Origin of the sequence: Corynebacterium maris DSM 45190 (assembly GCF_000442645.1) — a bacterium.
Taxonomy (GTDB): Bacteria; Actinomycetota; Actinomycetes; order Mycobacteriales; family Mycobacteriaceae; genus Corynebacterium; species Corynebacterium maris.
The window spans coordinates 255,289-279,106 of the sequence record NC_021915.1; the positions used below are offsets into that span (position 1 = coordinate 255,289).

Genomic DNA, 23,818 nt, shown 5'->3' on the forward strand with positions numbered 1-23,818 from the left:
CCCCTGTGAAGTCGATGAGATGGATGGCTCGAATGTTATTCGAGCATACCTAGGCGGCCTGGCGAGGGGTGGATTTTAAGTCCAGAAAAAGGCATAGTAATACGAGATAACACCTTGAGGAGGTTCGATATGGAGATTCACTACTTCGCGGCCGCGCGTGCCGCCGCCGGCACCGACCGGCAGGTCGTCGACCCCCGCAGCGGCACCCTGGATGAGCTGCTGGGCGAGCTCGCCGGCACCAACCCCGGCGCCACGGAAGCCGGCATGACGTTGGGTGAGGTCTTCGACCGCTGCACCTTCCTCGTCGACGGCCGCAACAGCCCGCGCGACACCGTCCTTAGCGGCGCCCGCCGCGTGGACGTCCTCCCGCCCTTCGCCGGGGGATAGGCGGGGAGGGGCGTCCCGGCCGGTCCGGGTCAGGCCCGGGTGCGCAGCGGGCCGGTGAAGAAGCCGAGCACCACCCGCACGATCGCGAGCACCGCCGCACCGATCAGCGCCTGCCAGAAGTCCTCGATGACCAGCCCCAGCCCGATTTGCTGGGAGATCCAGCCCGCCAGCAGGAAGACCGCGGCGTTGATCACCAGCGCAAACAGCCCCAGCGTCAGGCACGTCAGCGGCAACCCGACGGTGCGCAGCACCGGGGTGACCACCGCGTTGACGATGAGAAACACCACCGCCACCCCCACGAACACCAGGGCGTGGTCGTATTGCCCGTCGGCGTAGAGCGTCTGGTTCGGCGGCAGGACCTGCACGCCCGGCACCACCACGGTCACCAGCCATAAGGCGATGGCCGTGACGACGATGTCCAGCAGCCAGTTGATGATCTTTCCCATCGGCGTCTCCTACAATCCCGCGGCGCGCCACGCCGCGATCACTCGTTGGGCTTCGTCTTCGGTGGTCACGGTGACGCGCACGCCCTCCGGGAAGGCGCGCACCAGCACGTTCTGCTCCGCCATGGCCGCGGCGACCTGTTGCGCGTCGACGCCCGGCAGCCACACGAAGTTGGCCTCGCTGCGCAGCGCGCCCAGCTCGTCGGCGACCGTATCGCGCACCGCGACGGTCTCCTCCGTGCGTTCCATGAGTTCGTCCGCGGCGGCCAGCGAGGCGATCGCGCCGGCCTGGGCGACGGAGCTGACGGCGAACGGGATCGCGACCTTGTCCAGAGCCTGCATCAACTCCGGGGAACCGAAGGCGTAGCCCGCGCGCACCCCGGCCAGGCCGTAGGCCTTGGAAAACGTTCGCAGCCCCACCACGTTCGGGTGCTCGGCGATCGCTTCGGTGGCCACCGGGGTGTCTTCCGCGCGGTTGTACTCGAAGTAGGCCTCGTCCAGGCCCACGACCACGTCCGCCGAGACCTTCGCCATGAACTCGTCGAACTCGCCCTGGGTGAGGGTCTGGCCCGAGGGGTTGTTCGGGTTGCACAGGAAAATCAGCCGGGTGCGTTCGGTGATGGCGTCGGCCATGGCGTCGAGGTCGTGGCGGCCGTCGGCAAGCAGGTCCACGGCCACCGGCGTCGCGCCGACGATGCGCGCGAAGATGGGGTAGGCCTCGAAGCTGCGCCACGGGAAGATGATCTCGTCGCCCGGGGTACACGTGATCTGGGCCAGCTGCTGGCACAGCGCCGAGGAGCCGTTGCCCACCGCCACCTGCTCCGGCGTCAGACCGAGGTGCTCCGCCAGCGCCGCTTTCAGCTCCACCGCGCCCATGTCCGGGTAGCGGTTCGCCCCGGCCGCGGCCTCGGCCATGGCGCGCGCCGCGGACGGCAGCGGCGCCACCGCGGTTTCGTTGGAGGAGACCTTCAGCGCCGCGTCGTTGCGGGCGCCGGGGACATAAGCGGGAATGGAGTCGAGATCAGCGCGAATCATGTCCCCGAGTCTATGGCAGGGCCGGGTGCGGGGCCCCGGTTTGGTGGGCGTGGCGGCACCGCGTTACGATGTCGGTCGGTATCCGGGTGTAGTATTGTTCCGGTAACCAGGAGGCGTGCCAGAGTGGCCGATTGGGGCTCCCTGCTAAGGAGTTGACCCTTCACGGGGTCCGGAGGTTCGAATCCTCTCGTCTCCGCAACGTGCGGCTCCCTGACCGAAGAGATGGACGGTCGGGGAGCCGCTGTGTGTTTCCTGGGGCGGGATTTGTTGTTTTCGCTGGCCCCGGAGTAGTGTGTCTATCTAGCTGATACGCGCCCGTAGCTCAACGGATAGAGCATCTGACTACGGATCAGAAGGTTGGGGGTTCGAATCCCTCCGGGCGCACCACAGGAAAGCCGCCGCCTTATCTTTAAGGCGGCGGCTTTTCCGTACTCTCAAAGGCATGCGCATCAATCACGGTGACCCTGCCTGGCTGGAACTGGCCACCCACGACCTTAAGGAGGCGGCCGCCTTCTACGGCGAGGTGTTCGGCTGGCGTTGGGAGCGCGACACGGCGTCCGGCGGGGTGACGGCGAGCATCGACGGGCAGCCGGTGGCCCGGGTCCGCCCCGCCCTGGAAGGGGCCCCGGCGCAGTGGACGGTGTGGCTCAAGGTCGACGACGTCGCGCAGGCGACCTCGGCGGCGGTCGGTGCGCACGGCAACGTCGTGTCCCCGCCGATGCGCTACGGGGGACTGGGATGGCAGGCGGTGGTCGAGGACCCCGCCGGCGCCGAGGTGGCTCTGTGGGAGGCGGGTCGGGAGGATTGGGCGCTCGGCTCCGGCCACGGCCGCCCGTGCTGGTTCGACGTGCTCAGCACCGGATTCGACGAGGCGCGCTCGTTTTATGCCGCCGTGGGCGGCTGGCGCTATCACTACACGCTTGCCGACGGCACCCTGGACACCTCCGAACCTCTGCAGGGCGGCTACCGCCACGCCGTTAACGGCGGCCAGGGTGAGGCGACCGCAGGCATCCTCGACGCCTGGGAGGTCGGCGGCGCCGACGAAGGGAGCCGGTGGTTGATGTACCTGGCGGTCGGCGACGTCGACGGGGTGTGCGCGGCGGTGGCGGCCGCCGGCGGCGAGGTGGTCGAGGGGCCGCGCACCATGCCCTTTGGCCGGATGGCTGAGATCCGGGACCCGCACGGCGCGGAATTTCGTGTCCTGCGCTCGCCGGGCGCTTAAAGGCGGGCGTCGCGGGGTCGAACTTTTGCTGGAGATGCGATTGCGGACAGTGGCTCCACCCCTGAAAGGGGCTAATTAATGGGGATTCCCGTGTTATTAAAAGCCGGGTTTCTGGTGGCAGGACGATTGGGAGTATGTCCCTAAATGCCCGTCGCCGGTGACCCAGTTCACTGAACCGGGGTCTGGTCGTTAGGGTTTGGCTAGTTGAACCGGAAGCTTTCCGGGCGTCACGGCAAGGGACTCCGCCTCCTCCGAAAGGAGGGCGCGGAGTTCCGGTGATTCTCAACATTCCCGTATCTGAGACTTTTGACGCTGAAGGCACGTAAAACATGAGCAACCCTGAGTCCACCGGCGGATCGACCTCCGTCGAAGAGCTAGAGCGCCGGGCCTCCGGCGGTGAACAGACCAAGGCGCCCGACCGCCGCGACTGGCACCGCAGCCTCACCGGCATCATCCTCGGCCTGGCCCTGGCCGCGCTGGTCTACATGATCTTCCCGCAGGACGCGGTGGAGACGGTCATGCAGTCGGTCGGCGCCGATCCGGACGCCGAGTACAGCCACCACGCTATGCGCGTGGTGGCGGCCACCACCGTCCTGATGGCCACCTGGTGGATGACCGAGGCCATCCCGCTGGCTGCCACCGCCCTGATCCCGATCGCTGTGTTCCCGATCCTGCAGATCGCCACCTTCAGCGAGGTCGGTAGCCCGTACGCCTCCGCGACGATCTTCCTCTTCCTCGGCGGCTTCCTGCTGGCCCTGGGGCTGCAGCGCTGGAACGTGCACCGCCGCATCGCCCTGGGCATCGTCCTGCTCGTGGGCACCAGCCCGAAGCGCCTGATCCTCGGCTTCATGATCGCCACCGGCTTCATGTCGATGTGGGTGTCCAACACCGCCACCGCCGTGATCATGCTGCCCATCGGCATCTCCGTGCTGCACCTGACCGCGGAAACCATCGGCGGACACCGCAACCAGAAGAATTTCGCCACCGCCCTGATGCTGGCGATCGCCTACTCCGCGTCGATCGGCTCCCTGGGCACCCTGATCGGCACCCCGCCCAACGCCCTGCTGGCCGGCTACATGGAGACCGCCCACGACATCACCATCGGCTTCGGCCAGTGGATGATGGTCGGCGTCCCGATCGCGCTGATCTTCACGGTCATCGCCTGGCTGGTCCTGATCACCGTGTTCAAGCCGGAGATGAAGGAGATCCCGGGCGGGCGCGAGCTGATCAAAAACGAGCTGGCCAAGATGGGCAAGTGGACCTACCCGGAGATCATGGTCACCATCATCTTCGTGGCCGCCGCCGTGACCTGGGTGTTCCTGCCCCTGGCCAGCGACTGGTTCGGCTGGGACTTCGCCTACGACGACGCCGTCGTCGGCATCATCGCCGGCCTGCTGATGTTCACCATCCCGGCCAACGGCACAACCGGCGTCCGCCTGCTCGACTGGAAGACCGCCAACGAACTGCCCTGGGACGTGCTCCTGCTGTTCGGTGGCGGGCTGTCGCTGTCCGGCATGTTCACCGCCACCGGCCTGTCCCTGTGGATCGGTGAAGTGGCCAAGGGCCTGGGCAACCTGCCGATCTTCCTGCTCATCGCCGCCGTGGCCCTGCTGGTCCTGGTGCTCACCGAGTTCACCTCCAACACCGCCACCGCCGCGACCTTCCTGCCGATCATGGGCGGCGTCGCCGTCGGCATCGGCCTGACCACCGACGGCAACGAGATGAACGTCATGCTGCTGACCATCCCGGTCGCGCTGTCCGCCACCTGTGCCTTCATGATGCCGGTCGCCACCCCGCCGAACGCCATCGCCTACGGCTCCGGCTACGTCAAGATCGGCGAGATGATCAAGGGCGGCGTGTGGCTGAACCTCATCGCCGTCATCCTGATCACCCTGGCGACCTACTTCATCGCCATCCCCGTCTTCGGGCTGACCGTCTAAGCGCGGGCCACTCCGCCCCGCGCGGTTAAGATGACCTGCGGGCCACACACGCCGGTGGGCCCGCAGGAAAGGAGTGGCCATGTCGGAGCATGCGCAGCGCACGGACCGCGCGGATGAGGCCATCACGCGGCTCGAACAGATCGTGCGGGAAGGCGACGACGTCGCGCCCCAGCGCGCCCGGGAAATGTCCACGCTGCTGGAAGCCATCCCGCTCAAAGACGTCGTCAACCTGATCGAACGCCTGACGCCGGTGCGCGCGGCCCTGATCCTGCGGCTGTTGCCCAGACGGCAATCGATCGCCGTCTTCGACGCCCTCAACGCCGGGCACCAGGCCGACCTCGTCGACGCCCTGGGCACCGACTCCCTGGCCGCCTTCTTCGAGGTGCTCGAACCCGACGATCGGGTCTCCCTGCTCGACGAGTTGCCCGCCGAGATCGCTGAGCTGCTCATGCGCAGCCTCGACGAATCCGACCACGGGCTCACCAACGTCATCCTCGGCTACCCCAAAGGCTCCATGGGGCGGCACATGTCTCCCGCGGTGCCCATGGTGCGCGTCACCGCCACCGCCGGGGACGCCCTGACGGCGCTGCGGGAGCAAAACGACCGGGTGGAAACGATCTACACCGTCCCCGTGGTCACCGACGACCGCAAGCTCGTCGGCGTCACCAGCCTGCGCCAGCTGCTCATGGCGGCGCCGGAAGAGCCCGTGGCCAGCCTGATGGACCGGCCCATCTACGCCCACACCAGCGACGAGGACGAAGAAACCGCCCGCTGGTTCCTGGCCTTGGACCTGCTCGCCCTGCCCGTGGTCGACGACTCCACCCGGCTGGTCGGCCTGTTGTCCATCGACGACGCCGTCGACATCATCGAAGACGCCGACCACGAGGACACCGCCCGCTCCGGCGGCTCCGAGCCGCTGCAACAGCCCTACCTGACCACCCCGGTGTGGCGGCTCGTGCGCTCCCGCATCGTCTGGCTGGGCGTGCTGGCGGTCTCCGCCCTGCTGACGGTCAGCGTCCTCGACGCCTTCGAAGACGCCCTCGCCGCGGCCGTCGTGCTCAGCCTGTTCATCCCCCTGATCACCGGCACGGGCGGCAACACCGGCAACCAGGCCGCCACCACCGTCACCCGCTCCCTGGCGCTCGGCGACGTACGCAAACGAGACGTGCTCCCCGTGATGTGGCGAGAAACGCGGGTGGGACTCCTGCTCGGGGCGATGCTGGGCGTGTTCTTCGGCGTCCTGCTCGGCGTCTTCTACGGCGCCTCCATCGGGGTGGTGCTGGGAGTGACGCTGTTTGCGGTGTGCACCCTGGCCGCCACGGTCGGCGGCATCATGCCGCTGGTGGCCAAGGCCGTGGGCGCGGACCCGGCGGTGTTCTCCAACCCGTTCATCACCACCTTCGTGGACGCGGCCGGGCTGATCATCTACTTCCTCATCGCCAAGGCAGTCCTCGGGGTGTGATTGCTTCCTGGAAAGGGGCCCCTGCCACGGCTTTTGGGGAAAATCCCGCCACGGTGTAAAGTTATATCTCGTTGCACACGCACAGTGTGCGGCAGGTTAGCGCCCGTAGCTCAACGGATAGAGCATCTGACTACGGATCAGAAGGTTGGGGGTTCGAATCCCTCCGGGCGCACCACTTGAAAAAATCTCGCGGCACCGGTTCTCCGGGCCGCGAGATTTTTGCTTTGTCCTGGTCCGATGCGTCAGTAGATCTCGATGCGCCCGCCCAGATCCTCGGTCTGCGCGAGCTGGCGCACCCACCCGGGGCCGCCCGGGTGCAGACGCAGCACCGGGCGCGACGAGATCTTGATGGGGGAGACGGACTCCTTGCGCGCCCCGGAACGGGCTTCGAGACGAGTGCGTGCCCGGTGGCCGCTCTCGACCAGCTCGGTCAGGTCCGGCGTCTCCTGGGACAGTGACGCGCGGGCCTCGCGCAGCAGCTCGATGGTCTCGTCGAGTGCGCCGATGAGCGCCTCGGAGTTGGACTCGCACATGGCGCGCTGCAGGTCAGGCTCGGTGCCCGCGACCCGGGTGGCGTCCTTGAAGGAGCCGGCGGCCAGGGACTGCGCCAAGGTACCGCCGTTGTCGCCGACCACGGACAGGGTGTTCGCCAGCACGTGGGGCAGGTGCGAGACGCGTGCGACGGCGGCGTCGTGGTTGGCCACCCGCGTCGGGATGGCCTCGGCCTTGGCGTTGATGATCATGCGCACCACATCCGAGAAGAGGTCGGTCCAGCGCTGCGGGACACGCTGGCCGGCTTCCTCGAGCTCGGCGGCGTAATCGTAGGTGACCACCCACGCGGCGCGGTGGAACAGGCCTGCGTGGGAGGCCTTCCAGCCGGAGAACTCCGTGCCGGCCATGGGGTGGCCGCCGACGTAGCGGGACTGCAGGCCGCGGGCCTTGATGGCCTCGTACACCGGGGTCTTGACGCTGACGACGTCGGTGATGCCGCACGACGGGGCCTGGGCGGCGATGGCGTCGAGGGTGGCGTCCACGGCGCCCATGGGCACGGCGACGACGATCAGCGCGGCGTCCTCCTCGGCACGCGACAGGGCCTTGTCCAGGTCATCGGTCGCCTCGAAGCCTTCTTTGACGGCGGCGCGCATGCCCGAGGTCGACTGGGTGTAACCGTAGGCCGGATGTCCGGCCGCGACGAGATCGCGCAACAGCGATCCGCCGATCAGGCCGAGGCCGATAATACAGATGGGGCGGGTTACGTCTCTGGAAGTCACAGTGTCAAGTATGCCCCATTCCGACTAGGGTTACCCACATGGAAGATGAAGGAACCGGCGTAAGCTTCGCCGTCACGGTCGCCTACGGGGAAAACGCGTGGCAGGTGCGCTCGTTCCGGGACGATTTCACGGACCCGCAGGTGGCGGTGGACGCCGTCCGCAACCTGCGCAGCGAGGGCGCCGCGTTCGCCCTGCTGTGCGTGGACGACGACTATTTCGTCATCGTGCGCCCGCACCCCGCCCGGGACATGTTTCTGCTCTCGGACGCGACGATGGCGGTCGACGACGATTTCGCGGCCGACATCCTCGACGAGCTCGAGGCGGACGTCCCGGACCTCGACCCGGAGGAGCTCGACGACATCGACGGGTGGCCCGACGGCGACTTCGACGTGCTCGAGGACCTGGGGCTGAGCGAAGAGGTGCTGGGGGTGCTCGCCGACGACCAGGAGGCCTGGCCGTCCGAGCAGCTCATGCGCATCGCCGAGGAGCTCGGCTTCGGCGAGGAGCTGGCCGAGGCCACCGGCCTGGAGCGGTGACGCTGCCGCGACCGGCCGGACTGCTGCGCGCCGAGACGCGCATGCGCCGTGCGCTGGAGGTCGCGCGCACGCACACCCCGGCGGGCGACATCCCGGTCGGCGCTGTCATCTACGGCCCCGACGGCCGGGAGCTGGGGTGGGGGACCAACCGTCGCGAAGCGGATTCCGACCCCACCGCCCACGCCGAGGTCGTCGCGATCCGGCGGGCCGTCGCCGAGTACGGGGACGGCTGGCGGCTGACGGACTGTGAAATCGTGGTCACCCTGGAGCCGTGCGCCATGTGCGCCGGGGCGCTGGTGGGCGCGCGCATCGGGTCGATCGTCTACGGCGCCGCCGAACCCAACACCGGGGCGTGCGGATCGTTGGTCGAGGTGCCTCGCGCGCCCGGCGCATTATTCGTGCCGCAGGTGCGCGGGGGAGTGCTCGCTACGGACGCCGCCAGCTTTCTCACAGACTTTTTTGGTGGGCTGCGCGGTTAAACGCCGCTACGATGGTGGGTGCCAGTGTGATACGCGACACGAAAGGATCCGCCATGAGCTTCCTGGATAAAGCCAAGAACGCGGCGCGCAACCTTGACAAGGACAAGCTCCACGAGACCGTCGACAAGGTGCAGGACAAGATCGGCAACGAACAGATCAACGAGAAGATCGACGGCGTGCAGGAAAAGCTGGGTCACACCGGGGCCGCAGACGCCCGGGACCGTGACCCGCAGGATCCCCAGCGCGACGGCGGGGTCGGCGGGGCGGACAACCCCAAGGACGACCGCGCCGACGACCCGGACAGCGGATAACGCTCGGGTCACGATTTGTCTCGCTGACGGCACGGGCCGTCACGCGTCGTTAATGTTGAAAGAGTAAGCCACAACTGAGAAAGAAGGGGAAAGACATGTCCAACGATTTCCAGAACAAGGCCAAGGAAATGGGCGGTCGCGCCAAGGAAGCCTTCGGCGCCGCCACCGACAACGAGAAGACCAAGAACGAGGGCAAGGCCGACCAGACCGAGTCCCAGGCCAAGCAGAAGATGGAAGAGGCCGGCGACAAGCTCAAGGAGAAGAAGGACGAAGTCTTGGGCTCCGTCCAGGACGCCAAGGACAACAAGTAGCAGGCGATTTGGTTGCCCAAGCGGCACTCCACTAAAGTTTCTTCACGGTGGCGTGTCCGAGCGGCCGAAGGTTCTCGACTCGAAATCGAGTGTGGGTAAAACCACCGAGGGTTCAAATCCCTCCGCCACCGCCACACCGGATCCCCGGGCTCAGACAATGGGCCCGGGGATCCGGCATTTACACGTGGGCGCGCACTATCACTAAACTGCGAAGGGTATCGCCCAGCCCGGGCCGTCGGGCATCACAATCGCAGGGAGTAAGCGAACACAGTGGCACAAATCCTTTTCCGACTCGGCCGGTGGTCCTTCCGTCGCAAATGGACGGTCCTGACCTCGTGGCTGCTGATCCTCGCCGGCGTGCTCGCCGCGGCGCTGTCGCTGTCCCGCCCCTTCACCACCGAGTTTGCCATCTCCGGCACGCCGGCGATCGACGCGATCTCCACCCTCGACGAGAAATTCCCCGGCGCCGGCGACTCCATCAACGCCGCCAGCGTCAACATCGTCTTCCACGTCCCCGACGGCGAGTCCGTCGCAGACCCCGAACACACGGACACGATCGATGACGTGGTCAACTACATCGAGGACGGCCTCGGCGACGAACTGACCGGCACCGAACGCTTCGGCAACCCCACCACCGTCTCGCCGGAGCTGCAACAGACGGTCATCGAAACCGAAACGGAGATGGGTCTGCCGGAGGAGACCGCGCGGATCGACGCCGAGAACGTCGCCATGGTCTCCGACGACGAGACGATCGCTTACACCACCTTCACCATCGACGTGGAAAGCGCCCAGGCCGTCACCGACGAACACCGCCAGGTGATCAACGAGGCCATGGATCTGGGTCGCGAGCAGGGCATGCAGGTCGAGGCCGGCGGACCGGGCTTCGGCGATCCGATCGTCATCAAGACCACCAGCGAAATCATCGGCCTGATCTTCGCCTTCATCGTCCTGATCATCACCTTCGGCTCCGTGGCCGCGGCGGTGATGCCGGTGATCACCGCCGTGATCGGCGTGGGCATCGGCGTGCTGCTGATCGTCACCTCCACCCAGTGGATCGAACTCAACAACATCACCCCGGTGCTGGCCGTGATGATCGGCCTGGCCGTGGGCATCGACTACTCGCTGTTCATCCTGTCGCGCTACCGGGACGAAAGAAAACGCATGCCGCCCGAGGAGGCCGCCGGCATGGCGGCCGGCACCGCGGGCTCCTCAGTGGTGTTCGCGGGCGCCACCGTGTTCGTGGCGCTGGCGGCCCTGGCCATCGTCAACATCGAGTTCCTCACCTGGATGGGCCTGTCGGCGGCCGTGACCGTGGCCATCGCCGTGCTGGTCGCCCTGACCCTGACCCCGGCCCTGCTCGGGATTTTCGGCAACAAGGCTTTCGCACTCAAGGCGCCCGGCATGGCCGGCAACCCCTGGCGCAAGGGCGGCAAGCCCCGCATGCAGGGAGAGGCCGTGGGCACCAAGTGGGTGAAATTCGTCCACCGCTTCCCGGCCCTGGTCGTCGCCGTCGTCGTCTTAGGCCTCGGCGCAATGTCGATTCCCACCATGAACCTGGAGATGTCCCTGCCGTCGGACTCGACGTCGAACAAGGACACCACCCAACGCAAGTCCGCCGACCTCATGGCCGAAGGCTTCGGCGAAGGCGTGAACTCGCCCTTCCTGGTCATCGTCGACGCCGAGGACGCGAACCCGGAAGCACCGGCGCTGACCCCGCTGATGCAGGCGCAGTCGTCCATGGCGGGCGAGGCCCCGGACGCGCCGACGGAGCAGGAGATCGCCGCGACCTCGTCATTTTTGTACACCGTGAACAAGATGCAGTCCGTGGGCGGCGTCAAGCACGCCCAGCTGATCGCCGCCAGCGAGGACGGCACCGCCGCCCAGATCCTGGTCACCCCGTTCACCGGACCGGACGAGCAAGTCACCGTCGAGGTCGCCCACGCCCTGCGCGCCCAAGGCGAGGAAGTCACCGACGCCACCGGCGCGACCATCGGCCTGACCGGGCTGACGGCGGTGCAGATGGACATCACCGAGCGCCTCGGCGGGGCGATGCCGCTGTACCTGTCCATCGTGGTGGGCCTGGCGATCGTCCTGCTGCTGTTGGTGTTCCGCTCCATCATGGTGCCGGTGGTCGCGGGCCTGGGCTTCCTGCTGTCGGTGGGCGCGGCCTTCGGCCTGACCGTCCTGGTCTGGCAGGAGGGGCTGTGGGGACTGGTCAATACCCCAGCGCCGCTGATTTCCTTCATGCCGATCTTCCTCATCGGCGTGACCTTCGGCCTGGCCATGGACTACCAGGTCTTCCTGGTCACCCGTATGCGCGAGCACTACGCCAAGAGCGGCGGCAGATCCACCCCGGGCTCGAAGTACAACGCGGTGGAAGAATCCGTCATCGTCGGCTTCTCCCAGGGCGCGCGCGTGGTCACCGCCGCCGCGATCATCATGATCGCCGTGTTCGTGGCCTTCATCGACCAGCCGCTGCCCTTCATCCAGATCTTCGGCTTCGCCCTGGGCGTGGGCGTGTTCTTCGACGCCTTCTTCATCCGCATGGGCCTGGTGCCGGCCACCATGTTCCTCATGGGCCGGGCCACCTGGTGGATGCCGAAGTGGCTGGACCGCATCCTGCCGAACATCGACATCGAGGGCACCGCCTTGGAGCGCGAGTTCGAAGAGAGGCAAAAAGCGCAGCAGCGCCCCGGCGAGAATGCTGAGGCGCGGGAAAAAGTTGCGGCCGGTTCGACGGCGGCGTCTGCGCTGGCCACAGAATCTTCCGGCTTTGAGGCCGCCACCTCCGACGCGCGCTACGGGTCCCGTGGTGGCGGGACCCGTGAGGAGAGCCACGGCCCCGTCCGTCGTGAAGACGACGATGACGGCGGGCCGTCGACCGACGAGATGCCGACGGTGAAGTGACTCTGCCGGGGCGTAGAGCCCTGGCTTAGAGCTCCGCGGTGCCGGTACCGCCGTCCGGCTTATCGCCGGTCACGCGCGACTTGGCCATTTCGAAGAGGTTCTCGATCTTTCCGCCCGAGAGTCCCCAGGACTGTGCGGATTCGGCGTTGGCGCGGAGCAGGCCCAGGTTCGGGTCGTGGCGACCGTCGAAGTAGGCCTCCATGTCCTCGTTCCACAGCTCGTCGATCTTCGCCTGGTCGTCGACGAATTCCACGGTCGCCGCTACGGACAGCCAAGAACCGGTCTCCGAGACCGCGATGTTGACGTGGTTGCTCTTCTTCAGCGCCTCCGCCTGGCTGACCGCGGTGGAGAAGAGGAACAACACATCGGCGTCGTCGGTGACCTCCTGCGGCGTCATCGGGTGAGATACGAGCTTGCCGTCCGCGCCCGTGGAGGTCAGCATGACCCAATCCGCGTTGCGCAGCTGCTTGACGACGGTTTCCTTGGACAGTTGCTGGTCAGTCATTAGTGCTCCTTACTTCTGTCGGGGCGAATCATAGAAGACTCGCTTTCTGTGACCCAGGGTACATACGGGCGGGAAGGGCTGCCACGGGGTGCCTGGATGGAGCGAAGTGCGTAAGGGGCGGCGCCGCCGGAGAAAGCGGTAGCTTGAGATGGCGTGGTGGCAGGGCAAATCTGTGTAGAGTGAGGGTTGGGTCCACATTAGTGCTGGCCATCAAGAGTGTTCCCCGCGCCAGCGGGAATGAGCCGTGAGGCCAGGTCTTCGACGGGGGCAGTCCTGCGTGTTCCCCGCGCCAGCGGGGATATAACCACGCCGCCGGCTACCTGATTCTGTACTCGTTGATTACTGATGGCCACTAGACTTCCAGCATGTCTCATAAATTAACCATTTAGGCATCACTGATGCCAGAGTTACACTTCTGCTGCTTCCGGCGATTCCGGCCGATGCCCCGCCCGGCCCTAAACTGGCGGGCATGACTGACACACCCCGCCCCGCCGTAAATGGATCGACGGACACCACCTTCACCCTGGGCACCGAGCTCGAGAAAGCTCCCGGTCGGCACGGCCGCACCGGTGTGATCCATACCCCGCACGGCGACATCCAGACCCCGGCGTTCATCCCCGTAGGCACCAAAGCCACCGTAAAGACCTTGACCCCGGAGCAGATCCGCAACACCGGTGCGCAGGCCATCCTGTCGAACGCCTATCACCTGTACCTGCAGCCCGGCCACGACATCGTCGACGAGGCCGGCGGGTTGTCGGCGTTCACTAATTGGCGCGGTCCCACCTACACCGACTCCGGCGGCTTCCAGGTCATGAGCCTGGGCTCCGGCTTCAAGAAGGTCTTGGCCATGGGCACGGAGGGACTCAGCGAAGCCGATATCAAGGCTCGCGACAAGGAGCGTCTGGCCAAGGTCGACGAGGACGGCGTGGACTTCAAGAGCTTCATCGACGGCTCCTCCCACCGCTTCACGCCCGAGTTCAGCATGCAGATCCAGCACGGCCTGGGCGCGGACATCATGTTCGCCTTCGATGAGCTGACCACGCTGGTGGACACGCGTAAATACCAGGAGGGTTCCGTGGAGCGCACCCACCGTTGGGCCGAACGCTGTCTGCGTGAGCATGACCGGTTGACCACCGAGCGCAGCCACCGGCCGAAACAGTCGCTGTGGGGCGTGGTGCAGGGCGCGCAGTACGAAGACCTGCGCCGCCAGGCCACCCGTGGGCTCATCGAACTTTCCGACGCCGCCGAAGCCGACGGCCGCCGCGGATTCGGCGGCTTCGGCATCGGCGGCGCCCTGGAGAAGGAAAACCTGGGCACCATCGTCGGCTGGGTCTGCGACGAGTTGCCCGTCGACAAGCCGCGTCACCTGCTGGGCATCTCCGAGCCGGACGACCTGTTCACCGCCGTGGAGGCCGGCGCCGACACCTTCGACTGCGTCGCGCCCACCCGCCTGGGGCGCCGCGGCGGGGTGTACACCCTCGACGGACGCATGAACCTGACGGCTGCCCGCTTCAAGCGCGACTTCCGCGGCGTCGACGAAGAATTCGGCGGCTACGTCTCCGAAAACTACTCCCGCGCCTACATCCGCCATCTGCTCAAGGCGAATGAATTCCTCGCCGGCACCCTGTGCACCATGCACAACGTCGAATTCATGATCCGGCTGGTCGACAACATGCGCGCCGCCATCGAGGCTGGCGACTTCGAGGCCTACCGCGACGAATTCCTGGGCCGTTACTACCACGGGCAGAAATAATGGGCGCCGGCCGCTACGCCCCATCACCCAGCGGGGACCTGCACTTCGGCAACCTGCGCACCGCCGTGCTGGCCTGGCTCTTCGCCCGCAGCACCGGGCGGGCATTCCTCATGCGCGTCGAGGACGTCGACACCCAGCGCTCCTCGATGGACTCCGCACGGCGCCAGCTCGAGGACCTCGCAGCCTTGGGCCTCGACTGGGACGGCGAGACGGTCTACCAGTCGCAGCGCTTCGACCGCTACGACGAAGCCATCGCCGCCTTGGCCGCACGGGGGCTGGTCTACGAATGCTATTGCTCACGAAAGGACATCCAGCGGGCGTCGTCGGCCCCGCACGCCGCGCCGGGCAGCTACCCGGGCACGTGCCGCGACCTGACGCAAACGCAACGCGAAGCCCGGCGGGCTGAATTACAAGAACAGGGCCGAGTGCCGGCGCTGCGATTGCGCGCCTCGGTGACGTCGTGGCCGGTCACGGACTATTACGTCGGCGAGTACACCGGCGACGTCGACGACTTCATTCTGCGCCGCGGCGGCAACGCGAACCAGGGGCAGGACTACGCCTACAACCTGGCCGTGGTGGTGGACGATGCCGATTACGGCGTGGATCAGGTCGTCCGGGGCGATGATCTGTTGTCCTCCGCCCCGCGGCAGGCGTACCTGGCGGATCTGTTGGGATTTAAGCCGCCGGAGTTCGTGCATGTGCCGTTGGTGCTCAACGCGGATGGTCAGCGGCTGGCTAAACGGGACGGGGCGGTGACGTTGCGCGAGATGCTGGAGACCCGCACCGTGGCCAATGTGGTCACCGCGATCGCCGGGTCGGTGGGGGTGCCGGGGGCGTCTGCGCTGCCGGAGATAGTGGAGCGTTTCGACCCGCGGGCGTTGCCGCGCGAGCCGTACGTGTGGCGCTAAATTAAAGGGCAAAGATATAACTTCCCTTTGATGATTGAACGGCCGTGTGCTGCGGCCTAGAAGGACGGCTGCCATGGACTGGCTTTCCGTGATCACCCCGACCATGCCGGTGCTGGAAATCATCGCCCGGGGAACCGTCACCTTTTTGTTGCTCTACGCGTTGTTGCGTCTCGTGGGCCGACGCGAGTCGGCGAGTGTGGGCATGACGGATGTGCTGGTCATCGTGCTCATCGCCGATGCCGCCAGCACCGGCATGGTCGGAGACAGCGAGACCCTGGCGGACGGGTTCCTCCTGGTGGTGGTGATCTTGTTCTGGAGCCTGGCCGTGGACGCGTTGAGCTACTGGTTCCCGTGGTTCCGGAAGTTCGCCAAGGCGGGGCCACGCTCGCTGATTGAAGACGGTGAATTGGTGCGCAAAACGATGCGGCGGGAATTCATGACCGAGGGCGAGGTCCTGTCCCAGCTGCGCATGAACGGCATCGAGGACCTCGACCAGGTGCGTCGCGTCTATTTGGAGGGCAACGGCGGGATCAGCATCATCACCGAGGACGACGACGACAGCGCGGAAGAGTCCGCGCAGAGGCACGGCAGGAACCACCCGTCGAGGGACGTGATGGACGATCCTGAAGGTTAGCTTTCCCGGTGGGGTTGGAACTCCAGGCCATCACGGGCGGCGAGCCGGAGCGGGCCATGGAAGTCCGTGCCGGTGACTTCCTCGCCTTTCTGCGTGATGGCTAAGACGCCGGCGTCGCGTAGTTCCACGGCGATCTCTCGGGTCAGGGGCATCAGGTCACGCCAGTCATCGGCGCCGACGACACGGGCGGCGTCGCTGGGGCAGATGGTTTTCTCCCCGCGCTCGCGCAGCAGGGTACGCATCGTGGCGGCGAGGCGTTCTCGGCGGCCGTCGTCGGTGGGCTCCCACCACGGGTCGCCGCGCTCGCCGAGGGCGACTTTGGCGTCGTGGACCATCACGCGCGCAGCGTCGCCCTTGGTCTTGACTAGGCGACGCCCGGTCATCAGCGCGGAGACCAACTGCTTACGCAGCGGCTCCGGGATGGCGGGGTCCGTGGCCCGCCATTTTCTGCCGTTGACCACGATGTAGCGGCCGTCGTCGGTGGTCTCCACGGTGCGTTCAGCCATGAGCCGATTCTACCGGCGTGCGCGGATGACCGTCGGGACAGTTTCACGTGAAACCCCGGGCCGCCTCCCATGAAAAGGAAGCGACCCGGGGCCGGGGGAGGGGCGAAACGACGTTACTGCTGCGCCGGAACCGGGCGGGTCCACACGCGGTGGGCCGCCAACAGTTCCTTGACATCTCCCAGCAGGTCCGGCAGCTTCTTGCCGGTGACCACGCCGTCGGCCGTGAGGTCGACGCCGGCGGCCTCCACGTCCGCACGGGCGTCCTTACGCAGAGCGATGGCCTTGTTGTGACGGAAGGCCTCGTCCAGCAGCACGCGGGCGGCCGGGACTGCCGGGGCGTCGGCGACGATCAGCGCGTCGAACTCGACGGAACGCGCCGTCAGGTACGTGCGCGAGACGTCCACGTCGGAACCGGCGAGCTTGCCACCGGTCGGGGCAATCACCAGCGGGATCATGCCCTCATCGAAGATCGTGGACACCAGCTTCTCGACCTCGTCGACCGGCGAGTCCTCGGTGGTGAGGATGCCAATCTGGCGGCCGTCGATGGGCCAGGTCTTGCCCAGCTGTGACAGCGCCGGACTGGTGGTCACGTCGGCGACCTCCACCGGGGCCGGGGCCGGCAGGCCCAGATCCGCGGCGACGCCCTCGGCCAATCCCTGGTCGACATTCGTCAGGACGTCGACCATGCGCTCCTTGACGGCCTGCTCGTAGCACTTGCCCAGCTCGAAGCTGATCGCGTCCTTGAGGTGGCGCTTCTCCACGTCCGACAGGCTCAGGTAGAACATGCGCGGCTGGGAGAAGTGGTCGTCGAAAGACTCCGGCTTCTTGCGCGTGATCTGGCCTTCCTTGATCTCCGCGGGGATGTCGATCAGGGCGGCGTCTTCGTTGCCGGCCATAAACGGGCACCCGCCGTCCAGCGAGTTCGGCTGATACGGGGCCACGCCCTTGTGCACCGCGGTCTGGTGGAAGCCGTCGCGGAACATGTCATTGACGTCCGTATGCGGGCGGTTGATGGGGATCTGGCTGAAGTTCGGCCCGCCCAAGCGTGTCAGCTGGGTGTCCAGGTAGGAAAACAGGCGGCCCTGCAGCATCGGGTCCTCGGAGACGTCGATGCCCGGCACCAGGTGGCCCGGGTGGAAGGCCACCTGCTCGGTTTCCGCGAAGTAGTTCGAGGGGTTGCGGTTCAGCGTCATCGTGCCCACGATCTGCACCGGGGCGATCTCCTCCGGGATGATCTTCGTGTCGTCCAGCAGGTCGATGCCGTCGAACATCGCGTCCTCGCTGTCAGGGAAGACCTGCAGGCCCAGGTCCCACTCGGGGTACGCGCCGGACTCGATGGCGTCGGCCAGGTCGCGGCGGTGGAAATCCGGGTCGGCGCCGCCGGTGATCTGCGCTTCCTCCCACACCTGGGAGTGCACGCCGAGCTTGGGCTTCCAGTGGAACTTCACCAGGCTGGTCTCGCCGGCGTCGTTGATCATGCGGAAGGTGTTGACGCCGAATCCCTCCATCATGCGGTAGGAGCGGGGAATGCCGCGGTCGGACATGTTCCACAGCATGTGGTGGACGGCCTCGGTGTGCAGGGAAATGAAATCCCAGAAAGTGTCGTGCGCGCTCTGCGCCTGCGGGATCTCCCGGTCCGGGTGCGGCTTGGCGGCGTGGATGACGTCCGGGAACTTAATGGCGTCCTGAATGAAGAACACGGGGATGTTGTTGCCCACCAGGTCCCAGACGCCCTCGTCGGTGTAGAACTTGGTGGCGAAACCACGGGTGTCGCGCGCGGTGTCCATGGAGCCGCGGTTGCCCAGCACAGTGGAGAACCGGGTGAAGACCTCGGTTTCCTTGCCCTTTTTAAACACCCCGGCCTTGGACACGCTCTCGGCGGCGCCGTTGGCCACGAACACGCCGTGGGCGGCGGCGCCGCGGGCGTGCACGACGCGCTCCGGGATGCGCTCGTGGTCGAAGTGCATGATCTTTTCGCGCAGGTGGTGATCCTGCAGCAGCACCGGGCCACGCTCGCCGGCACGCAACGAGTGGTCGGTGTTGGACAACCGGGCGCCCTGCGCGGTGGTCAGGTACTCGCCCTGCTGGGCGAGGTCCTCTGATTCGACGGGCAATTTCTTACCTGCGGGCGTGTGTGGGGTCGGGCCCTTCTGGTCCGGCTTCGGCGGCGCCGGCTCGGTCGGGGTGGTCGGCTCCTCGACCTGCGGGGTGATCGAATTCGGGGCGCCCGGAACCACGTGGGCGTCGTCCTGCTGCTTCTTGTCGTCGGATGCGGTCATGGCTGACTCCTTCCAAGGATGCTGCGTTGAGTGAACCTCATACGTGACGCCCGTTACTTTTGGCGTCACTGTTGTCGAGCATAGGTAAAAACTCCGTTATGGGTGGGAGAGTGCAGATGTGACTATGCAGGGGCCGGCACTTCCTCCAGGGTGCGAAGGCGGCAGCTGCGCAGAGGGAGGGGCGGGCATGTGCGCCGTGCTCGGCTGAGGGCGTCGACATTCGGAGGTGTGATCATCTCTGGTCGTCAAGTGCAGGGGCGCTCAGTGGAAAATTCCACGCGGGTCGGTTGAGTCGCCTCCAGCTGCGTATCACCATGGTGCTGGGTGTCCTGGACGCTTCTTGCCCGACGGTGGACGCCTGGCCTTGCCGCTGGCTGGAGGCGGGTGGCTGGGGCATCGCCTGTGGCCTGCATGGTGCGAGCGTGGCCATCCGCGGCGGGGCCGTCGTCGTTTCACGTGAAACATTTAGGGGTTGTACTGGCGCGAACTGGGCCGACCCCACGCGCGGGATGCTTAATCCACCCTTAACCCGCGCAATCGTGGAAGCGAAAAATCTCCGGCAGCCGAAGCTGCCGGAGATTTTTGTGGCGGAGGATGAGGGATTTGAACCCTCGAGGGTATCGCTACCCGCACGCGTTCCAGGCGTGTGACATAGGCCGCTAGTCGAATCCTCCAGCGAACCAGCCGCACGATATGTGCTGCTTTGTTCTTGTAGAAACACTACACAATCCTCTCCAGATTCGCCAAATCGCTGGTCGTCCGGCGCGTTTGCGGCGCCCTCCAGGCCAAAAGGGCGTCGCAGCCCCCGTTCGCGGGGAGGTCCTTGGCTTCTGGTCACGGTGACCGTAAGCTGCGTCACCAGGCTTCAAGTCATTCGGACTTTAAGTGCCATTGCGGACAGGAGGAGGGGTCATGGGCAACGACGCACGGCTGGCGGTGTCCACCGTCATTTTCACGCTCCGGGAACAATCGGACGTCGATAAGCGTGCCGGCGTCCCCGCCCTGTGGACCCCTTTTGTCCTGCGCACCCGCGATCCCTATCAGGATCGATGGGCCCTGCCCGGGGGATGGCTGCCGGATGACGAGGAGCTGGAGGAGGCCGCCGCCCGCACCCTGGCGGAAACGACCGGGCTGCACCCCAGTTACATGGAGCAGCTCTACACCTTCGGCCGCGTCGACCGATCGCCGACCGGCCGGGTGATCTCCGTCGTGTACTGGGCGCTGGTACGCGGCGCAGAGGTCGAGCAAGCCGTCCCCACCGAAAACGTCCGCTGGTACCCCGCGGACGACCTGCCTGAACTCGCCTTCGACCACCGTCAAATCGTGGACTATGCCCTGACCCGGCTGCGCACCAAAGTCGAATACGCCCGGATCGCGCACGCCTTCCTCGGCGAGACCTTCACCCTGGGGCAACTGCGCATGGTGCACGAGGCGGTCCTCGGCGAGCGCGTGGACCCGGCGAATTTCCGCCGTTCCGCGCTGGCCGAAGGCGACTTGGAAGAGACCGGCGACTACCTGGCGGGCACCCCGCACCGGCCGCCGAAGCTATACCGCTACCGGGCGGACGTGGACGTCCAGCCCGGCCTCACTCACTGATCACGACGACAGGACAACCATGACCATCCAGGACACTCGTTCGGCCGCCTCCGTGGACCGCCGACTCAAGCTCATCGCCACCGGCTCCTCCGCCGGTTCCAGCTGCTCAGGGGAGCTGACGTCCGGCCCCTGGGAGTTCGACGCCCCCACGATCGCCCACGGCTACGGCCCCGGCGCCTCCCAGGCGGACCAGATCCCGGCCGCCGCCCCGCGCCAGGGCCAGATCCCGGCGGAGTACACGAATGCCCCGGACGAGGAGCTCCACGAGCGCATCCGCGCCGCCAAGGAAGAACTCGGCGAGCGCGCGGTCATCCTCGGGCACTTCTACCAGCGCGACGAGATCATCCAGCATGCCGACTTCGTGGGGGATTCCTTCCAACTGGCCAACGCGGCGAAGACCCGCCCGGAGGCCGAGGCCATCGTGTTCTGCGGCGTGCACTTCATGGCGGAGACCGCCGACCTGCTGTCCACCCCGGAGCAGGCCTCGATCCTGCCGAATCTGGCCGCCGGCTGCTCCATGGCGGACATGGCCGACCTGGATTCGGTGACCGAGTGCTGGGAGCAGCTCGAGGAGGTCTACGGCACCGAACCGGACGCCGACGGCCGCGCCCCCATCATCCCGGTGACCTACATGAACTCCTCGGCGGCGCTCAAGGGCTTCGTCGGCGAACACGGCGGCATCGTCTGCACCTCCTCAAACGCCTCCGCCGTATTGGACTGGGCGTTTGAGCGCGGCCAGCGCGTGCTGTTCTTCCCCGACCAGCACCTGGGCCGCAACACCGGTAAGGCCGCGGGCGTCCCGCTGGAGCAGATGCCGATGTGGAACCCGAACCGCCCGCTGGGCGGCAACACCGAGCAGCAGCTCGAGGAGGCCAAGATCCTGCTCTGGCACGGTTTCTGCTCCGTACACAAGCGCTTCAGCGTCGAGCAGATCGACCAGGCCCGCGCCGAACACCCGGACGTGCACGTGATCGTGCACCCGGAATCCCCGATGCCGGTGGTCGACGCGGCCGATTCCGCCGGGTCCACGGACTTCATCGTCAAGGCCATCGAGGCCGCCCCGGCGGGCTCCACCTTCGCGATCGGCACCGAGATCAACCTCGTGCAGCGCCTGGCCGCCGAACACCCGGAGCACACCATCTTCTGCCTCGACCCGGTGATCTGCCCGTGCTCCACGATGTATCGCATCCACCCCGCCTACCTGGCGTGGGTGCTCGAGGAGCTGGTGGCCGGCAACGTCGTCAACCAGATCTCCGTGCCGGACAGCGTCGCCGACCCGGCGCGCACCGCCCTGGAGCGCATGCTCTCGGTGGCGCCGCAGCAGGGGGCGAAGAAGAAATGAGCGACGCCATCCGCGGCATCGTCGCCGCCGCTCTCGCCGAGGACGCGCCCCACGGGGACCTGACCTCCGAGGCATTGGTCCCGGTCGACGCCCAGCTCAGCGCCTCCCTGGTGGCGCGCGAGCCGGGCCGGTTCAGCGGCGGGGAGGTCTTTGCCACCGTCTTCGAGCTTGTCGACGCCTCCGTCACCGTCGAGCTCGCCGTCACCGACGGCACCGCCTTTCAGCCGGGCGACGTGTTGGCCACCGTTAACGGCCCGGCCCGCGCCGTGCTGCGCGCCGAGCGGATCGCGTTGAACCTGGTGCAGCGCATGAGCGGGGTAGCCACGCTCACCGCCCGCTACGTCGCGGAGGTGAAGGGTACGGCGGCGCGCATCGTCGATACGCGCAAGACCACCCCGGGCCTGCGGGTGCTGGAGCGCCAGGCCGTGCGCGACGGCGGAGGCCACAACCACCGCTTCTTCCTGTCGGACGCGGTGATGGCCAAGGACAACCACCTGGCCGCGTTGTCCACCGCCGGGGTGTCGCTGGCCGATGCGCTGCGTCAGGCCCGCGCGCGGATCTCGCACACCACGCACCTGGAGGTCGAGGTCGACCGCCTGGATCAACTCGAGGAAGTCCTCGCGGTGGAACCGGGCGTGGTCAACTCCGTGATGCTGGACAACTTCGAGCTCGCTGACCTGCGCCGCGGGGTGGAGCTCGTCGACGGCCGCCTCATCGTCGAGGCCAGCGGCGGCGTCACCCTGGACACCGTGGGAGACATCGCCCGCACCGGCGTCGACGTCATCTCCGTGGGTGCCTTGACGCACAGCGTGCGCTCGCTGGACCTGGGGTTGGACGTGCAGTGATCTACCTCGACCACGCCGCCACCACGCCCGTGCGCCGCAGCGCTCTGGAGGCGATGTGGCCGTATCTGACCGGGGAGTTCGGCAACCCGTCCAGCACCCACGGCCTGGGCCGCGCAGCTGCGGCGGGGCTCGTCCAGGCGCGTGCAGCGGTGGCGAAGGTGCTCGGCGGGCGGGCCTCCGAGGTGACCTTCACCGCCGGCGGCACCGAGGCCGACAACTTGGCGCTCAAAGGTTTCGCGCTGGGCCGTCCGCGCGGAAAACACCTGGTGACCACCCCGATCGAGCACGATGCGGTGCTGGCCAGCGCCGAGTACCTGCAGCGCATCCACGGCTTCGAGGTCGATTACCTGACTCCTTCTGTCGAGGGGTTGATAGACCCGGAGGAGCTGACTGAAGTCCTGCGTGAAGACACCACGCTGGTCTCGATCCACTACGCCAACAACGAAATCGGCGCGATCCAACCCATCGCGGAACTTACGGCCGTGGCGAAGCAGAAGAAGGTGCCGTTTCACACCGATGCCGTGCAAGCCGCCGGGCAGCTGCCGCTGAATGTCGCTGAGCTGGGCGTGGACGCGCTGAGCCTGTCCGGCCACAAGGTCGGCGCACCGAAAGGCAGCGGGGTGCTGTGGTCGCGCGGGCGTTACGCGCTCGAGCCCGTCATCCACGGCGGGGGACAGGAACGCGGCCGACGCAGCGGCACCGAGAACATCGCCGGGGCGGTGGCCCTGGCCGTCGCGCTGAGCGAGGCCGAAGCCGAACGCGTAGAAACGGCCGTCCGGCTGAGCACGCTGCGCGACGAGTTCATCGACGCGGTGCTGTCGACGTGCCCCGGCGCACAGGTGAGCGGCCCGCGGCAGGCGCGTCTGCCCGGACACGCCTCCTTCGTCTTTCCGGGCGTCAACGGCGAAACGGTGCTGCTGGAACTCGAGTCCCGCGGGATCGTGTGCTCCTCTGGGGCGGCGTGCGCGGCCGGGGCGGACGAGCCCTCGCATGTGCTCACCGCCTTAGGCATGGGGGAGGAGCTGGCGCGCACCGCGGTGCGTTTCACCTTCGGCCCGGACGTCACAGGCGCCGATATCGACGCCGCGGCGCAGGCCGTACGCGAATCTGTGGCCGCGGTAGGGGCGCTCGGCGGGCGTTGAGCAG

At 67.0% G+C, this 23,818-nt stretch carries 22 protein-coding genes and 5 tRNA genes; 20 read left to right on the forward strand and 7 right to left on the reverse strand.

Features of this window, described 5'->3' with window-relative positions:
- Positions 1-129: 129 nt before the first annotated feature.
- Entirely contained in the window at positions 130-387 is a 258-nt protein-coding gene (locus B841_RS01245) for a MoaD/ThiS family protein (protein ID WP_020933666.1), read from the forward strand.
- 29 nt (positions 388-416) lie between these two features.
- On the opposite strand, the gene B841_RS01250 is transcribed toward B841_RS01245, so the two are convergent.
- Positions 417-833 (reverse strand): phage holin family protein, encoded by a 417-nt coding sequence (locus B841_RS01250; protein ID WP_020933667.1) that lies wholly within the window; start codon positions 831-833, stop codon positions 417-419.
- Positions 834-842: 9 nt separating this feature from the next.
- Positions 843-1,865 (reverse strand): histidinol-phosphate transaminase, encoded by a 1,023-nt coding sequence (gene hisC, locus B841_RS01255; protein WP_020933668.1) that lies wholly within the window; start codon positions 1,863-1,865, stop codon positions 843-845.
- Positions 1,866-1,974: 109 nt separating this feature from the next.
- Between hisC and B841_RS01260 the strand changes: the two genes are divergently transcribed.
- The 6 genes from B841_RS01260 to B841_RS01285 all read left to right on the forward strand — a co-directional run bounded on the left by B841_RS01260 (position 1,975) and on the right by B841_RS01285 (position 6,664).
- Positions 1,975-2,061: transfer RNA gene (locus B841_RS01260), tRNA-Ser, on the forward strand.
- 115 nt (positions 2,062-2,176) lie between these two features.
- Positions 2,177-2,252 (forward strand) — tRNA-Arg (locus B841_RS01265).
- Between the two features lie 55 nt (positions 2,253-2,307).
- A complete protein-coding gene (locus B841_RS01270; protein ID WP_020933669.1) occupies positions 2,308-3,087 on the forward strand; it encodes a VOC family protein in 780 nt (259 codons plus the stop codon).
- 329 nt (positions 3,088-3,416) lie between these two features.
- Positions 3,417-5,027, forward strand: a complete 1,611-nt coding sequence (locus tag B841_RS01275) for an SLC13 family permease (RefSeq protein ID WP_020933670.1) — start codon at positions 3,417-3,419, stop codon at positions 5,025-5,027.
- 79 nt (positions 5,028-5,106) lie between these two features.
- Positions 5,107-6,489 carry a magnesium transporter gene (gene mgtE / locus B841_RS01280; protein ID WP_020933671.1) on the forward strand — a complete coding sequence of 461 codons (1,383 nt, stop codon included), beginning with the start codon at positions 5,107-5,109 and terminating at the stop codon, positions 6,487-6,489.
- Between the two features lie 99 nt (positions 6,490-6,588).
- Positions 6,589-6,664: transfer RNA gene (locus tag B841_RS01285), tRNA-Arg, on the forward strand.
- A gap of 67 nt (positions 6,665-6,731) precedes the next feature.
- Here B841_RS01285 and B841_RS01290 read toward each other — a convergent pair.
- Positions 6,732-7,760 carry a prephenate dehydrogenase gene (locus B841_RS01290; RefSeq protein WP_020933672.1) on the reverse strand — a complete coding sequence of 343 codons (1,029 nt, stop codon included), beginning with the start codon at positions 7,758-7,760 and terminating at the stop codon, positions 6,732-6,734.
- Between the two features lie 38 nt (positions 7,761-7,798).
- On the opposite strand from B841_RS01290, the gene B841_RS01295 reads away from it, so the two are divergent.
- The 6 genes from B841_RS01295 (at position 7,799) to B841_RS01320 (ending at position 12,304) form a co-directional block, all read left to right on the forward strand.
- Positions 7,799-8,296, forward strand: coding sequence for a tRNA adenosine deaminase-associated protein (locus tag B841_RS01295; protein WP_020933673.1), 498 nt, complete (start codon positions 7,799-7,801; stop codon positions 8,294-8,296).
- A 41-nt stretch (positions 8,297-8,337) separates the two neighbouring features.
- A complete protein-coding gene (locus B841_RS01300) occupies positions 8,338-8,775 on the forward strand; it encodes a nucleoside deaminase (protein WP_084482059.1) in 438 nt (145 codons plus the stop codon).
- A 53-nt stretch (positions 8,776-8,828) separates the two neighbouring features.
- Positions 8,829-9,086, forward strand: coding sequence for a hypothetical protein (locus B841_RS01305; protein ID WP_020933675.1), 258 nt, complete (start codon positions 8,829-8,831; stop codon positions 9,084-9,086).
- 95 nt (positions 9,087-9,181) lie between these two features.
- Positions 9,182-9,397: a CsbD family protein gene (locus tag B841_RS01310; RefSeq protein WP_020933676.1), complete on the forward strand. Its 216-nt coding sequence runs from the start codon at positions 9,182-9,184 to the stop codon at positions 9,395-9,397.
- Between the two features lie 46 nt (positions 9,398-9,443).
- Positions 9,444-9,531, forward strand: a tRNA-Ser gene (locus tag B841_RS01315).
- Between the two features lie 136 nt (positions 9,532-9,667).
- Positions 9,668-12,304: an MMPL family transporter gene (locus tag B841_RS01320; protein ID WP_020933677.1), complete on the forward strand. Its 2,637-nt coding sequence runs from the start codon at positions 9,668-9,670 to the stop codon at positions 12,302-12,304.
- Between the two features lie 25 nt (positions 12,305-12,329).
- Here the strand turns inward: B841_RS01320 and B841_RS01325 are convergent, their stop codons facing one another.
- Positions 12,330-12,809 carry a pyridoxamine 5'-phosphate oxidase family protein gene (locus tag B841_RS01325; RefSeq protein ID WP_020933678.1) on the reverse strand — a complete coding sequence of 160 codons (480 nt, stop codon included), beginning with the start codon at positions 12,807-12,809 and terminating at the stop codon, positions 12,330-12,332.
- A gap of 469 nt (positions 12,810-13,278) precedes the next feature.
- Here B841_RS01325 and tgt point away from each other — a divergent pair, with 469 nt between their 5' ends.
- The 3 genes from tgt (at position 13,279) to B841_RS01340 (ending at position 16,104) form a co-directional block, all read left to right on the forward strand.
- On the forward strand, positions 13,279-14,562 hold the full coding sequence (tgt, locus tag B841_RS01330) for a tRNA guanosine(34) transglycosylase Tgt (protein ID WP_020933679.1): 1,284 nt from the start codon (positions 13,279-13,281) through the stop codon (positions 14,560-14,562).
- Positions 14,562-15,470 carry a tRNA glutamyl-Q(34) synthetase GluQRS gene (gene gluQRS, locus B841_RS01335; protein WP_020933680.1) on the forward strand — a complete coding sequence of 303 codons (909 nt, stop codon included), beginning with the start codon at positions 14,562-14,564 and terminating at the stop codon, positions 15,468-15,470. The genes tgt and gluQRS overlap by 1 nt, the downstream gene beginning before the upstream one ends.
- A 73-nt stretch (positions 15,471-15,543) precedes the next feature.
- Positions 15,544-16,104: a DUF421 domain-containing protein gene (locus B841_RS01340; RefSeq protein ID WP_020933681.1), complete on the forward strand. Its 561-nt coding sequence runs from the start codon at positions 15,544-15,546 to the stop codon at positions 16,102-16,104.
- Here B841_RS01340 and B841_RS01345 read toward each other — a convergent pair.
- The 3 genes from B841_RS01345 to B841_RS01355 all read right to left on the reverse strand — a co-directional run bounded on the left by B841_RS01345 (position 16,101) and on the right by B841_RS01355 (position 19,563).
- Positions 16,101-16,610 (reverse strand): DUF3253 domain-containing protein, encoded by a 510-nt coding sequence (locus B841_RS01345; protein ID WP_020933682.1) that lies wholly within the window; start codon positions 16,608-16,610, stop codon positions 16,101-16,103. The two genes, B841_RS01340 and B841_RS01345, sit on opposite strands and share 4 nt — an antisense overlap.
- Positions 16,611-16,723: 113 nt before the next feature.
- On the reverse strand, positions 16,724-18,889 hold the full coding sequence (locus tag B841_RS01350; RefSeq protein WP_020933683.1) for a catalase: 2,166 nt from the start codon (positions 18,887-18,889) through the stop codon (positions 16,724-16,726).
- 585 nt (positions 18,890-19,474) lie between these two features.
- Positions 19,475-19,563, reverse strand: a tRNA-Ser gene (locus B841_RS01355).
- A 238-nt stretch (positions 19,564-19,801) separates the two neighbouring features.
- Here B841_RS01355 and B841_RS01360 point away from each other — a divergent pair.
- Genes B841_RS01360 through B841_RS01375 form a run of 4 tightly spaced genes read left to right on the forward strand, consistent with a single transcriptional unit; the run spans position 19,802 to position 23,814 of the window.
- Positions 19,802-20,485, forward strand: coding sequence for an NUDIX hydrolase (locus tag B841_RS01360; RefSeq protein WP_020933684.1), 684 nt, complete (start codon positions 19,802-19,804; stop codon positions 20,483-20,485).
- Positions 20,486-20,504: 19 nt separating this feature from the next.
- Positions 20,505-21,827, forward strand: coding sequence for a quinolinate synthase NadA (gene nadA / locus B841_RS01365; RefSeq protein WP_020933685.1), 1,323 nt, complete (start codon positions 20,505-20,507; stop codon positions 21,825-21,827).
- Positions 21,824-22,672: a carboxylating nicotinate-nucleotide diphosphorylase gene (nadC, locus tag B841_RS01370; protein ID WP_020933686.1), complete on the forward strand. Its 849-nt coding sequence runs from the start codon at positions 21,824-21,826 to the stop codon at positions 22,670-22,672. Before nadA ends, nadC begins: the two co-directional genes overlap by 4 nt.
- Positions 22,669-23,814 (forward strand): cysteine desulfurase family protein, encoded by a 1,146-nt coding sequence (locus B841_RS01375; protein ID WP_020933687.1) that lies wholly within the window; start codon positions 22,669-22,671, stop codon positions 23,812-23,814. The genes nadC and B841_RS01375 overlap by 4 nt, the downstream gene beginning before the upstream one ends.
- Positions 23,815-23,818 lie beyond the last annotated feature (4 nt).

What these genes read in the sequence shown, in the direction of transcription:
- mgtE (WP_020933671.1), top strand. Translation starts at nt 5,107, where the DNA reads ATGTCGGAGCATGCGCAGCGCACGGACCGCGCGGATGAGGCCATCACG.
- B841_RS01345 (WP_020933682.1), bottom strand. Translation starts at nt 16,610, where the DNA reads ATGGCTGAACGCACCGTGGAGACCACCGACGACGGCCGCTACATCGTG.
- nadC (WP_020933686.1), top strand. Translation starts at nt 21,824, where the DNA reads ATGAGCGACGCCATCCGCGGCATCGTCGCCGCCGCTCTCGCCGAGGAC.
- nadA (WP_020933685.1), top strand. Translation starts at nt 20,505, where the DNA reads ATGACCATCCAGGACACTCGTTCGGCCGCCTCCGTGGACCGCCGACTC.
- B841_RS01245 (WP_020933666.1), top strand. Translation starts at nt 130, where the DNA reads ATGGAGATTCACTACTTCGCGGCCGCGCGTGCCGCCGCCGGCACCGAC.
- B841_RS01340 (WP_020933681.1), top strand. Translation starts at nt 15,544, where the DNA reads ATGGACTGGCTTTCCGTGATCACCCCGACCATGCCGGTGCTGGAAATC.
- B841_RS01360 (WP_020933684.1), top strand. Translation starts at nt 19,802, where the DNA reads ATGGGCAACGACGCACGGCTGGCGGTGTCCACCGTCATTTTCACGCTC.
- gluQRS (WP_020933680.1), top strand. Translation starts at nt 14,562, where the DNA reads ATGGGCGCCGGCCGCTACGCCCCATCACCCAGCGGGGACCTGCACTTC.
- B841_RS01310 (WP_020933676.1), top strand. Translation starts at nt 9,182, where the DNA reads ATGTCCAACGATTTCCAGAACAAGGCCAAGGAAATGGGCGGTCGCGCC.
- B841_RS01325 (WP_020933678.1), bottom strand. Translation starts at nt 12,809, where the DNA reads ATGACTGACCAGCAACTGTCCAAGGAAACCGTCGTCAAGCAGCTGCGC.
- B841_RS01250 (WP_020933667.1), bottom strand. Translation starts at nt 833, where the DNA reads ATGGGAAAGATCATCAACTGGCTGCTGGACATCGTCGTCACGGCCATC.
- B841_RS01295 (WP_020933673.1), top strand. Translation starts at nt 7,799, where the DNA reads ATGGAAGATGAAGGAACCGGCGTAAGCTTCGCCGTCACGGTCGCCTAC.
- tgt (WP_020933679.1), top strand. Translation starts at nt 13,279, where the DNA reads ATGACTGACACACCCCGCCCCGCCGTAAATGGATCGACGGACACCACC.
- B841_RS01305 (WP_020933675.1), top strand. Translation starts at nt 8,829, where the DNA reads ATGAGCTTCCTGGATAAAGCCAAGAACGCGGCGCGCAACCTTGACAAG.
- B841_RS01350 (WP_020933683.1), bottom strand. Translation starts at nt 18,889, where the DNA reads ATGACCGCATCCGACGACAAGAAGCAGCAGGACGACGCCCACGTGGTT.
- B841_RS01275 (WP_020933670.1), top strand. Translation starts at nt 3,417, where the DNA reads ATGAGCAACCCTGAGTCCACCGGCGGATCGACCTCCGTCGAAGAGCTA.
- B841_RS01270 (WP_020933669.1), top strand. Translation starts at nt 2,308, where the DNA reads ATGCGCATCAATCACGGTGACCCTGCCTGGCTGGAACTGGCCACCCAC.
- B841_RS01300 (WP_084482059.1), top strand. Translation starts at nt 8,338, where the DNA reads ATGCGCCGTGCGCTGGAGGTCGCGCGCACGCACACCCCGGCGGGCGAC.
- hisC (WP_020933668.1), bottom strand. Translation starts at nt 1,865, where the DNA reads ATGATTCGCGCTGATCTCGACTCCATTCCCGCTTATGTCCCCGGCGCC.